The sequence below is a fragment of the Butyrivibrio hungatei DSM 14810 genome, assembly GCF_900143205.1.
Taxonomy (GTDB): Bacteria; Bacillota; Clostridia; order Lachnospirales; family Lachnospiraceae; genus Butyrivibrio; species Butyrivibrio hungatei.
Genome location: NZ_FRDH01000004.1, coordinates 505,760 through 518,472, shown reverse-complemented (window position 1 = coordinate 518,472; position 12,713 = coordinate 505,760). Strand labels below are relative to the sequence as shown.

The 12,713-nt window shown below is 39.5% G+C and carries 9 protein-coding genes; 1 reads left to right on the top strand and 8 read right to left on the bottom strand.

Annotated features, from left to right (window positions below; translation table 11 throughout):
* Positions 1 to 4 precede the first annotated feature (4 nt).
* From BUA02_RS06415 to BUA02_RS06395, 5 genes are all read right to left on the bottom strand, one after another.
* On the bottom strand, positions 5 to 2,935 hold the full coding sequence (locus tag BUA02_RS06415) for an insulinase family protein (RefSeq protein ID WP_072701925.1): 2,931 nt from the start codon (positions 2,933 to 2,935) through the stop codon (positions 5 to 7).
* A 23-nt stretch (positions 2,936 to 2,958) separates the two neighbouring features.
* Complete coding sequence (locus BUA02_RS06410) at positions 2,959 to 4,551, bottom strand: hypothetical protein (protein ID WP_072701923.1); 1,593 nt, start codon at positions 4,549 to 4,551, stop codon at positions 2,959 to 2,961.
* Positions 4,552 to 4,589: 38 nt separating this feature from the next.
* Positions 4,590 to 5,330, bottom strand: coding sequence for a YebC/PmpR family DNA-binding transcriptional regulator (locus BUA02_RS06405; protein WP_072701921.1), 741 nt, complete (start codon positions 5,328 to 5,330; stop codon positions 4,590 to 4,592).
* Between the two features lie 28 nt (positions 5,331 to 5,358).
* Positions 5,359 to 6,453, bottom strand: coding sequence for a hemolysin family protein (locus BUA02_RS06400; RefSeq protein ID WP_083572676.1), 1,095 nt, complete (start codon positions 6,451 to 6,453; stop codon positions 5,359 to 5,361).
* Positions 6,454 to 6,518: 65 nt separating this feature from the next.
* Positions 6,519 to 7,964: a RyR domain-containing protein gene (locus tag BUA02_RS06395; protein WP_072701919.1), complete on the bottom strand. Its 1,446-nt coding sequence runs from the start codon at positions 7,962 to 7,964 to the stop codon at positions 6,519 to 6,521.
* A 141-nt stretch (positions 7,965 to 8,105) separates the two neighbouring features.
* Between BUA02_RS06395 and BUA02_RS06390 the strand changes: the two genes are divergently transcribed.
* A complete protein-coding gene (locus BUA02_RS06390; protein ID WP_072701917.1) occupies positions 8,106 to 9,200 on the top strand; it encodes a hypothetical protein in 1,095 nt (364 codons plus the stop codon).
* A gap of 50 nt (positions 9,201 to 9,250) precedes the next feature.
* On the opposite strand, the gene alr is transcribed toward BUA02_RS06390, so the two are convergent.
* The 3 genes from alr to BUA02_RS06375 all read right to left on the bottom strand — a co-directional run bounded on the left by alr (position 9,251) and on the right by BUA02_RS06375 (position 12,701).
* On the bottom strand, positions 9,251 to 10,405 hold the full coding sequence (alr, locus tag BUA02_RS06385) for an alanine racemase (protein WP_072701915.1): 1,155 nt from the start codon (positions 10,403 to 10,405) through the stop codon (positions 9,251 to 9,253).
* 3 nt (positions 10,406 to 10,408) lie between these two features.
* Positions 10,409 to 11,965, bottom strand: coding sequence for a bifunctional ADP-dependent NAD(P)H-hydrate dehydratase/NAD(P)H-hydrate epimerase (locus BUA02_RS06380; RefSeq protein ID WP_072701913.1), 1,557 nt, complete (start codon positions 11,963 to 11,965; stop codon positions 10,409 to 10,411).
* A gap of 73 nt (positions 11,966 to 12,038) precedes the next feature.
* Positions 12,039 to 12,701, bottom strand: coding sequence for a hypothetical protein (locus BUA02_RS06375; RefSeq protein WP_071175877.1), 663 nt, complete (start codon positions 12,699 to 12,701; stop codon positions 12,039 to 12,041).
* Positions 12,702 to 12,713: the final 12 nt, after the last annotated feature.

Here is a 12,713-nt window from a genome sequence, read left to right as displayed (position 1 = left end):
TCTTTTAGCTTTGAACTAACTGCTCAACTGCTCCGAATAATTCTTTACTCTCCTCAATCTTGTCTGCTGTTCCAATTACGCAAACGCAGTTATCTTCCATAAATGCATCTACATAATCAGCAAGACCTCTGATAGTCTCCTTAGTTGTTCCAAGAAGCTGATCTCTGTTCTTTTGGATGTTCTCCATCTTGGCCCTGCAAAGATAAGCAGTAAGACCGTAAGAGCCCTTTCCAGAAGGAGTCTTGGGTGTATCAAGATCTGAAATAGCACCGATAATATACTGAAGGATGACCCTGTCATCTGCATCAAAATTCCTAAGATAATCAGATGCCTTCTCAAATACATCAATACTGTTCTTAAGATTAGGATCTCTATATGTAACAAAGGCAGCATCACCATTCTTGGCGTAGCTACTCATGCATCCATATGCGCCGCCAAGGACTCTTATATTCCTCCAAAGGTAATCATAGCCCATCATTACCTTTAAAACTCTAAGAGCTCCGGTATACTTAAGTCCCTTATTTGCATAGTTACCAGCTCTGCAGACATACTGAACCTGTCCCGCAGTCACAAAAGCCTCGTTTTTCTTAACAGGAGTCATTTTGAACTGGCCCTTGTCATAGCTATCTGTGAAAAGAGCTTTAGCAAAGAGCTCACTTTCCTTAGGAACTCCCTGATACTCTTTTTCTGTACCAGTAATATCCACAAGGAGATTCTCTGGTCTAAAGATACTCTTGCAAAGTCTCTTTAAGTTGTCAACGATAACAGCTGCACCCTCATCAGTTCCAATGATGCTGATCATGTGCTCAAGCTGTCTAAAGTATCCGATTCCGCTTACACTGTCTGAAACAGAAGCTGCTGGTGACACATAAGACATTGCTCTGAGTGCTGCTGTCTGATGTCCTGCTGATGCAAGGTCTGACTGGAGTCTTGCATACTGCTCATCAAATATCTCTTTTATTCTCTTAACATCATCAAAGTTACTTGATGTTATGATCTCTTTTACCAGTCTGAACGCATCGCTTAAGTTTTCATGAAGAACCTTCACGCTGATCTCAAATGTAGTCTCAAACTTGGTAACATCTGCAGAATCTGTGTAAGTGCTGATAGAACCGCTAATGCCACCTGTCTTGATATTGATCTCATTATAAAGATCTCTGTAGGAATAATGCTCTGTATCCAACATTCCAAGAAGCTTTTTGAGAGTTGCCATGTATGGAAGCTCAGAAGCATCTATGTTCTTGATATCGAAAACAAAAGTAAGATAAGCAATTCCATTGGTAAAGATATCGTGGAAAAGGATTTTTACTCCATTTTCATTTCTCTCTTCATAAATGAATTTCTCAGCTTCCTTCTTTAAGTCTTCAAGCTTTAAAAGCGGAATCTTTCTAAGGTTCTCAGGATCATCAGGTTCCTCCTGGTATTCCCTAAGTTCCTTTGTTTCTTTTACGATCTTTTCAATTTCTTCTTTTGAAAGAGAATCTCTGTAAGCCTTTAATTTTTTTCTTAATTCTTCGTCCTTTTTCTCTGTAAGTCCCTGTTCAGGCTCCAGTAAAAGAACTGTTCTATGCGTATTATCAAGAAGATACTCAGTAATGATATTCTCAAAATATCCGGTATCAACTTCTTTTTTGAGCTCAGCAAAAGTATCATTGGCCTCGATATGGATCCATGGAAGCATATCGTCATAGAGCCAGCTGTCCAAAACCTGAAGACCGTACAAAAGTCCCTTAGGGAATCTTCCGAAATCAGCCTCTCTATATTTAAACTCGTCATAGCTAAGGCCTGCCAAAAGAGACTTTCTGTCGATTCCGTTCTTTACCTGATCTTCTAATACTTCTCTGATAGTCTTAACAAATTCATCCTTCTGAGAAGCATCTGCATTCTTGGCAACAATAGAAAAAATAGGCTGCTTGATGCCATTGTCATACTCACTATATACGTCCTGTCCGATTCCCTTATCGATAAGAGCCTTCTTGACAGGTGCTCCCGGAGCAGAACAAAGTGCATAGTTAAGCGTTCCAAGGGCGATATATATCTTTTTCTCAAGAGTTGATCCTACGCTGCAGTTATATGAAAGATATGTATTTTTTTCAAGACTGTCTGTAGAAAGTACAGGATAAGCCTTGTGGATCTCTTTTGGCTCAGAGAACTTCTCCTGGCTCTTAATCTCAGAGTCAACTTCAAGGTGATCGAACTTTGAAAGATACTCTCTGTCAATGTAATCAAGCTTCTCGGCCATATCCATATCACCATAGAGATAAATATAGCTGTTTGAAGGATGATAATACTTTCTGTGGAAATCAAGATAATCCTCATATGTAAGCTCAGGAATGACGTCAGGATCTCCACCAGACTCAATTCCATAAGTGATATCAGGATAAAGAGAATTCTGGATCTCTCTGGATAAAACATCATCTGCTGTAGAAAACGCACCCTTCATCTCGTTATAAACAACACCATTGATGGTAAGATCTGAAGATTCGTCTTCCATCTCATAGTGCCAACCTTCCTGCTTGAAAATCTTGTCAGTCTTGTAGATATTTGGATAAAATACTGCATCAAGATAAACGTGCATCAGATTCTGAAAATCAGTATCGTTACAGCTTGCAACAGGATATACCGTCTTGTCAGGGTATGTAATTGCATTTAAAAAGGTATTAAGGCTTCCCTTAACAAGCTCTACAAAAGGATCCTTAAGAGGGAAATCCTTGGAACCACAAAGAACAGTGTGCTCAATTATATGAGCTACACCAGTTGAATCCTTAGGTGGTGTCCTAAATCCGATATAAAACACTTTATTGTCATCATCGTTTGATAAAAGAGCTAATCTAGCTCCGGTTTTCTTATGTCTAACTATATAGCTGTCTGAATTAAGATCCTCGATTCTTCTTTTCTCCAAGATCTCATATGCGGCCAAATCCTCTAATCTCATTTAAAAAGTTTACCTTTCATTTTTTATATATCAAAATCGTCACCTGGCTCAAATGGAACATCAAAGTCATCCTTAGGTTCGACTTTCTTTTCAATTTCTTTTTCTTTGCGCTTGTCTTTTCTATCAAGAGAGATAGTGCCTTCAAACTTAGGCATTCTAGCAGTCATAGCGCCATCTCTTGGCACCATATCCACAAGCGTATCCTGAGGAACCACCATTCCTTCAGGCACATATCTAGGTTCTTCCACAGCTGCAACCTCCGGAGCACTCTCAGGTGCAGGTGTAGTTTCAGATTCTTTTATTTCTTCTTTCATAACAGGTTTACGTACTTCTTCTATCTCTTCATCCTCTGCAACTTTGGACTCGTAGACTCCATCGTCCTCAGAATGTGTTGTGATAAGACAAGCAAGGCAGGAAAGCATAAATCCAAAATAGATAGTAACAACTATCTGAGAGTTCATTCTCGTGGCACCCATAAATGGGATCGTCACATAGATAAGTAGCATTGAAAAAAGCCATGGAGATACAGCATCTATCTTTTTGCTCTTTAAAAATCCTATGCCGATTCCAGACATAGCTATAACAGTAACAAGATAAATGATCTTGTAGTTGGTATAAATGAGGAAAAAGCTAAAGGTATTAAGGTTATGAAAATAATAAGTTGCCCATTTTACCAATGTTGCAGAGGCATTCATCACTCCAGCTTCCTGAACTATCATTCCGCCAAATGTAAGCGCAGCGCCAAGTATCAGCACTAAAAACTTAAGCAGATCTCTTTTAAAGTCCCTTCCAGCAAGAAAAAGGATTGCAAAAAGAAATGGCATGACTGCAATAAGAGTTCCCGCATCCACATAGCACATGTATCCCACAAGAACACCTACCAGGATAAAGCTTATTGTTCCAAAAACGCTGTCAAGTTTTCCTTTATAGGTTCCTCTAAGAACCAGTGAAACTATGAAAAGCTCAAAGCCAAACATAGCAAGGAAAAGATTAACTGTGCTAAGTTCTGGAACATATACCTGATCAAGGAAAATAGGCATAAAGCCTGCAAAGAGCTCAAATACGATAGACGCAGCAAAGCCAAGAAATTTGTATACAGCAAGTCCTGCAAATATCATGAATAAAACAAAGAGCACTGCGTCAAATACAAGAGCTACAAATACATCATTTCCAGTAAATAGTAATATGAACTTAAGTATTGCTGAATAAACAATAGATAATAGATCAAACTCTGGCGTGATGTTCTCTGAACCAATGGCTGCGTTTTCATACAAAGACATCTTTCCCCCGACTTCAAAAACGCCAGTTGAAAGTACATATACTCTGTAAGCAAAGGCAGCAATAACAGTCAAAGAACCAGAAATTCCATAGATAACTCTGGCAGTCTTAGTCCTGGCCATAGCATCAGTCCCTACAACATCACAAATCTTCCATAACAGGAAGGTTACGATGCTCATGACAGTAATTCCAAGAACTGTCAAAAGAACTGTATATAAAAGCTTGTCCTTAGACGGAAAAAGCCCTAAAAAGAAGCTAGAACTTGCTACCATTACCACATCAAAAATAATAAATAATACCCAGATGCAATACGCTGGCCATTTTCGTTTTAGTTTCATTTTCAGGACTCCCCTCGTCTCTTATTATTATGTTTAGATTAGTTCTCGTCTGGCTCTTCCCAGTTGTGATACACAGCCTGTACGTCATCATCCTCATCAAGAAGATCAAGGATTCTCTGGATGTACTTAACTGTATCTGGATCAGTTACAGAAACATAATTCTGAGGAATCATTGTAACCTCAGCAGAAACTGTTTCAACGTTTTCCTTTGTAAGAGCCTCAACTACAGGCTGGAAATTCTCTGGAGCTGTGAGGATCTCATAGCTGTCATCCTCTTCGTTAAAATCATCAGCACCTGCATCAAGAACGAGCATCATAAGGTCATCAGATGAAACCTTGCACTCTTCCTTGTCGATGATGATCTGTCCCTTCTTGTCGAACATATATGATACGCATCCAGGAGTACCAACGTTACCATTTCCCTTTGTGAATGCGCTCTTTACATTTGAAGCTGTTCTGTTCTGATTATCTGTAAGTGCCTCTACGATGATAGCTGTTCCACCAGGGCCATATCCTTCGTATGTGATGTTCTTGTAGTCTACAGCGCCATCAGCACCTGAAGCCTTCTTGATACCACGCTCGATAGTATCGTTAGGCATGTTATTTGCCTTAGCCTTAGCAATTACCTGTGCAAGCTTGAAGTTGTTTGCTGGGTCTGGACCACCTTCCTTAACTGCAACGGCGATTTCTCTACCGATAATTGTAAAAATCTTGCCCTTTGCTGCATCATTTTTTTCTTTCTTGTGTTTGATGTTTGCAAACTTTGAATGTCCTGACATAAAAACTTCCTTTCACTTTACTTTAAATCTATTTTGCTATTTCTAATTCTTTTTCCTCAGTAGTCACAGTATCTTCAGGGAGTTTTGATACCAAAACACTCTGTATCATATGATTCTGCACAGAAAGAATTTTGAAACTATAGCCATGTTCATCTACGGCGAAATCCTCGTCGTCTTCAGGTATCCTATCAAGCTTGGAGATAAGATATCCATTAAGTGTCTCAAACTCTGAGTCATCAAAAGAAATATCGAATTTCTTTTCAAGTACCTCTAATGGTGTCATTCCTGAGGCCGTGTACTCATCCTGATTCCTTGTAGGCTTGATGTAATCCTCATCCTCATCATATTCATCAAGAATGTTGCCTACGATCTCTTCCAGGATATCTTCCATAGAAACAAGTCCTGCTGTCTGACCATACTCATCAATGATAATGACCATCTGAGTCTTGGTAAGCTGCATGCTATGGAACAGAGAATCTATCTTTCTGGTCTCTGGGACAAACTTAGGCTGACGAAGTAATCCCTTTATCTTACGTATAGGTAGATTCTCATCAGTCTCTTCAGATAACTTCTTCATAGCATCTCTGATATGCATGATTCCAATAATATGATCAATGTCATCCAGATAAACAGGGAAACGGCTGTTATTGGTTTCCATCATGAAATTAACAGCCTCTTTTAGAGTCATGTTGGCATCAATAGCCACCATAGTATTTCTGTTTGTCATGATGTCCTGAGCTTCCTTGTCAGAAAACTCGAAAATATTTGTGATCATGTCCGCTTCAGATTCCTGAATAACGCCATGCTCCTGACCTTCTGTAACAGCCTTTTTGATCTCCTCTTCAGTAACATCTGAAAAAGAATCCTTGTCTCTTACACCTGAAATGTAAAGAAACAACTTGGCCAGCCCATCTATAAGAACTGCTTCTATACTGCTGAACTTACCATTTAATAGCTTAATGGTCTTTTGAGCCTGAGCTTTATTTTCATCAGAATCTTTTTTGTCCTGATCTATTTCCTTTTTGTAATTGATAGCCTTGCAAAACGCATGAACAATTATATCGATCAAAAGAATCGCAAGAACAATGAGCAAAATAATGACAGAAGGCAAGCCTTCGTCCATAGTCGTTCCTCCTATTGAAACACAAAATGTACCCAAAATATCAAATTAAACTATACCACATTATATTAGACTCCGACAAGAGCGTCTATTTCAGCCTTTACCTTGCTGTCATAAATTCCATCCTTGGCCTTTTCTGAGTCTGACAGTTTCTCATATGGTACCAGCATATTGTGCTTCCTAAGAGTATTGTCCCTCTTTTCAGCATATGTCCAATGGTTGATGTAGTGGAATCTGCTCCATCTAATGTGCTCGATCCTAAGTGCATCCTCATCATCTTCATCCATTATGCCGTCTTCTTTAAGTCTTTTCTCGATCCAGTAGTGATCTGCTCTTGCGATACTGGAACTCTTTTTAAATCCATCAAGCTCCTTCCACTCAGCTTCAATTTCTGCTTCGTAGTCATCAGGAGCTTCTCTTTCTGAATATCTAAGACTGTAATCATAATTAAAGAGCTTACCAAGTCTATAAAGCTTCTCACTCTTAACATTATCCTCAGTAAGGATATCCTTCATATCGCCAAAGATAAGGATCTTCTCTGAGTCATAGATATCTTCATAGCTGATCTCATCTGTTGAATAACAATGGATCTCAGCCTCCGGATTAACATAGAGAACCTTCTGAATAAGCTCAATCTGTTTGTCAGTATCTGTATAGATGACTCTGTTCATCTTGGCCAGAACATCCATGTCTTTGTCCCAATATTCGTCATGGATAACAATTCGGTCACCATTCTCTGTAGGAAGATTCTTTAGGAAGTTAGCCTTTGAACCTTCGCATCCCCAGATATGATATTCGAAGTTCTGCTCTGTACTGTAGATGTTGTTGAGATAGCCATATTTAAATACAGCCTCTCCCACATCGCCATAGCCTATGATAGCTATAAAATAAGTATCCTTGCCATGCTCATAGAGATTGTTCTTTTTCCAGTAATCTCTCGCCATCATGTCATTTACATTGAAGAAATGAAGGTCAGCCTCTGAAGTGTCAGCTGCTTTTAATAGTGTAGAATCAAGACTATTCATCATCATATAAACATACTGGTCCTTGAGTCTTGACTCATTTCTACTATAGAAACTGATGCTCTCTGTATCGTCGGATAACATAACAATGTGATTCTTAACCTTCTGTGGCCTGTCAGTTTCTCTGACAACATAGCCATGTTTCAAAGTCTTGGCAAGATTTTCTCCAAGCTCATTGTCAGAGTAGACTACTGTCGCATCCTTAGAGAATCTGGCAAAGAAATACTCAAGCTTGACGAAAGCATATCTGATAACACTTAAGATAATTCCTGCAGTGACGATAACTGATGTGATCTCACCAAAAAGAATATACGGATTAACTATATCAGAAATCGGATTTACAAAATATATAGCAATAGCAGCATAAACTACTTCCCAAAAAGTAAACTCTCCTGTTATTGCATAACCATAGCAAGCAACTGCATAAGGTATAAGTGCTGCCACATATGTAAGCCATGGACATTTTTCCAGGATCTTTTTTATCATCTTCATATTTTTTCCCCTTTATAAAAGCCTATATATCAGATTATCACAAAAAACCATCAGTCTTCAAGGTATCGCCTCAATGTTCTCGACACTTTGGGTTTTTTCATATAAAATTTGTTTATTGAGTTTTGTTTGGGAGAGATTTGTATGATTTCGTTAATTTCACTGGCTGTAAATGCAATTGCCAATCTTATCATAACTATAGCAAAAGCAGTCTTTTCAATGCTTACCTGGTTTTTTAAGGCATTTTTCCATGTATTCAAGCTGTTTTTTTGCTTTCTCCCACTGACAAGCGTAACTTTCGCACTACTTTTGTGTGTAAATGTCTACATTCTTTTTTCTGCAAATGGAGGGCTCCTTGCTCTTGGAACAGGGGATATGACCCTTCCTACTGCAAGTGAGCATACTCTTGATATCCCGGTAGATGGCCTAGTCCATGAAACAAATAGTGCCATGTCCAAAAGTAACTATGTAATAATTAACATGTCACAAGAGCTTCGGAAATGGTGGATGAGTTCTGTTTACTCATATAAAGGTTCTTTAGTCTTTATCTTTCTTGTGATACTGACAATCCTCATGATTGTTCCTGTTGTTACTGTATTTCTTGCAATCGCTGTTTTTGCTTCATTTAATAAGCTCTTGTTCTATGCCGTTGTGGCAGATGCCGTTATCTACGTGCTTAGAGCTCTCCTCGGCACAGGTTTTGTAACTCAGGGGCTTAATAGGTACTATCGACTCTTTCCAGAAGCTGGCAAAAGACATTATGAAAAGAGCTATACAAAATTACTCAAGCAGCAAAGCGAAGAACTTAAAGAAGAGCTTCGCTCAAAGAAGGCCAAAAAAAATGACTTCTACGGCGATGAAGAATTTGAAGATGAATATGGCGAAGACTTTGATGAAGAGTATGACGAGGATTACGGCGAAGAATACGGCGAAGCCTACGATGAAGAATACGACGATGAATACGACGATGAATACGACGATGACTATGAAAACGAGTATGACGAAGAAGAAGATGAAGAATACTACGAGGACGATTACGAAGACCTTGAAAAAAATACTCATGACACAAGGTCATCATCCTTTGATTTCTTTGCCGGTTGTAATTCAAGAGAAAGCGTAGACAAAAAATATAAGACTTTAGTTAAGCTCTATCATCCGGATAACATGGACGGTGATACCGCTGCTCTTTCAGAAATAAATGTTCAGTATACAAATGCAAAAAAGCGTTTCCCATTATAAGGAAACGCTTTTATTTAATAGAAATTTCCTATCAAGAACAAAGCAAAATATCAAAATATCCTAGGCACTCTCTTACTGATATCGCAGGTAAGCTCATAGTTAAATCTTCCGCTCATGTTTCCTAAAAGCTCTGCGCTTATCTCTTCTCCTGAAGTCTTATCTTTACCCATGAGAACAACTTCATCTCCCTCACAAGCTCCAGGAATATCTGTCACATCGACCATGAACTGATCCATACAAACTCTTCCGAGGATATTAGCTCTTTTGCCACGGATAAGAACATAGCCCTTATTAGAAAGGCTTCTGGGATAGCCATCGCCGTAGCCTACAGGAATAGTTGCGATCTTAGTAAGCTTATCAGTTACAAAGGTTCCGCCATAACTAACCGGAGTTCCTGCAGGAACATCCTTGATCATTACGATATGGCTTATAATCTCCATTGTAGGCTTCAGGTCAACAATATCCTTTGGAACATCCTCTGATGGCCACATACCGTACATTGTAACACCTGCCCTTACCATATCCATTGAAGACTCCGGAACTGCAATTATGCTGGCGCTATTAGCACAGTGCCTGAATGGAATCTTGATATTGTTTTCGCTTTCAAGCCTGTCTACAAACTTACTAAATAAAGCTTCCTTTTCTTTTACATTAGAAAGATCTTTTTCATCAGCTCTTGCAAAGTGAGTAAATACGCCCTCAATCTGAAGATTGTCATACTTAAGAGCATCTCTTACAAACTCAGCACCTGCGTCATCAGGTGTAATACCTATTCTGGACATTCCAGTATCCACAGCAATATGAACAGGTGCCTTAGAGCTGAGCTCTCCTCTTGCAATAAGCTTGCCTGCACAGTCATTTAGCTCGTTTAACATATCTTTTCTAAATACTGTTGGTCTGATGCCCTCTATGAGCATCCTCTCATAGGCATATGGAAATGTGTAGCCAAGTATAAGTATTGGCTTTTTAACTGCATTATCTCTAAGTTCAAATGCCTCTTCCGCAGTAGCAACTGCGTAGCCCCAGATATAATCTACTTCTTCAAGTTCCTGCGCGATCCTGATTGCTCCGTGACCATAAGCATCTGTCTTGACTACAGCCATGATCTTGGTGTGATCAGGAATGTTCTTTTTCATAGACATAAGATTATATTTGATGGCCTCTATGTCTACCTTTGCATAAACTCTTGAATATTCTTCTAACATCATTTACCTCAAAATTTCTTCAAGCTCGGTTGCTATATCAGAAGCAACCATAGCGTATTTGCCATGTTTCCTGGCAGCACTGTCACCAGAAAGTCCATGAATATATGCACCAATGCAAGCTGTTTCAAAGCCTGTATCCATGCTGCAGCACACTGCCCCAAGGAGCCCTGCCAGAACGTCACCAGAACCAGCTGTTGCCATTCCATCATTGCCGCTCACATTAATATATATCTTTTTCTCATTGCTGTCACTTACAACGCTCCTTGCGTCCTTGCAGATAACAGTACAATGAAGCTCGTCTGCCAGAGTCTTAGGATATTCCAGTATGGCATCCTTGCATTCTTTTGTTGTCTTTTTGAAAAGACGTGCAAACTCCGCAAGATGAGGTGTCAGAATAAGCTTTCTTCCTGATACAGCATAGTTTGAAACCTTTATCCTAAGGTCGTCTCTTTGGGCTATGAGATTAAGAGCATCTGCATCAAGTACCAGATGCTTATCGCATGCATCTAAAGTGATATTAACAAGTTCAAATGCCACGTCATCAGTGCCAATGCCTGGTCCCAAAACTACAGCGTCAGCCCACTTAAAATCAATCATGAGCTTATCTTTTATCTCAGAGAGCTCATCATAGGTATCAATCAGCGCCTCTGGAATAGTTGTCTTAATGATATTGGCATTGCTACTTCTCGTAAACACCTTGACCATTCCGGCACCCGCCTTGATGCAGCCAAGAGTTGCAAGGCTACATGCTCCGCTTATAACATCAGATCCAGCGATTATAAGGACTTTGCCATTTGTTCCCTTATTGGAATCCTTTCTCCTTGCCGGAAGGAGCATTTCCGGAGTTTCATCATAGAAAAACGCCCTTGGAGGTCTTCCGCAAAAGCTCTCCTGTGTGATACCAGCATCCTCTACTACAAGCTCGCCAACATATTCACAGCCTGGATAAAGTATCTGTCCAAGCTTAATCTGATTGAAGGTAACTGTAACATCAGCTCTTACTGCTGTGCCCAGTATTTCTCCATTATCAGCATTTATTCCTGAAGGCATGTCTACAGATACAACAAGAAGATCATCTTTCTTTTCTTCCTTGCATCTTGAGATGTAATCTATCGCATCTAAAAAGCTTCCGGTTACAATGCGGGATAAACCAATACCAAATAATGCATCTACTATGATATCCCATTCAAAAATGCTTTTGTTGTCTCTTATATTGGAAAAAGTGGCAGTATCTATACCGTATTTTTCACAGATCTTGAGCTGAGAAAGTAAAAGATCGCTACACTTTGTAAGGTCGCCGATCACGCAAAGACTCACAAGATAGCCTCTTTGCTTTAATAATCTGGCAATAGCTGCTCCATCGCCGCCGTTATTCCCAACGCCAGCCATTACTAGAGCTCTGTACTTTCTCTTGCAATCCCTTGCCTTTATCCTTTCATCAATTACATCAGCTACCTTTAATGAAGCTCTTTCCATAAGGACCTGACTGGGAATTCCAAACACATCAGAGGTATTCCTGTCATAGATCTTCATTTCTCTGCTACTTACCGCATATTTCATACTGTCCCCCTTACCTGGTTAAGGTTCCTATGAAAAAAGAGTTGCAAAGCAACTCTTTTTAATTCTTATGATCTCATTCCACGTAATCTGATTCATTTCCTGCAAGTGGTCTACGAATAGGGTGTCTTCTATCAGGATCATATTTCATGTCAAAGATTTCGATAACTTCAGGTCCAAAGATCTGATGCATATAGGAATAGAGATTATAATTCTCCATCTCGGCTTCCTGAAGTTTAATAACGTTCTTTTTTAGCTCGACTCTGACCTGAGAGACCCACTCATCCATAGTCTTTATGTAATCAGTATTGTCATGAAGTGTCTCATAACAAACCTTCATGGTCTCCACCATAAGCTGATAATCTAGATCATAGATTTCTTTTGAAAGATCTAAAAGCTCATCCTCATGGGATGCGAGCTTATCATTGCACTCATTAATGAGCCTTGTTCTATCCTGAATTTCCTTCTCAATAGAAGCAGAGCCCCCAGATTTATTGGCCTGGTCCCTAAGAGGCATTATCTCACCAAGAAGCTTTTTCTTGATCTTCTTGATGTTCTTGGTCTCCGTCCTGATCTTGCCATCGCGCTCAACAAGTGCATTAAGCTCATCAGCCAGCTGCTCAATCTCTGGTGTCATCTCAGTCTGAGTAAAAAGCTGGTGCCACTTATTGTCCAATGTCAAAATAGGAATGCTCTTACCCTCCAGGGCTCTGGAGTAGACTTCATCATTCTTTGCCATTATTATCTCTCA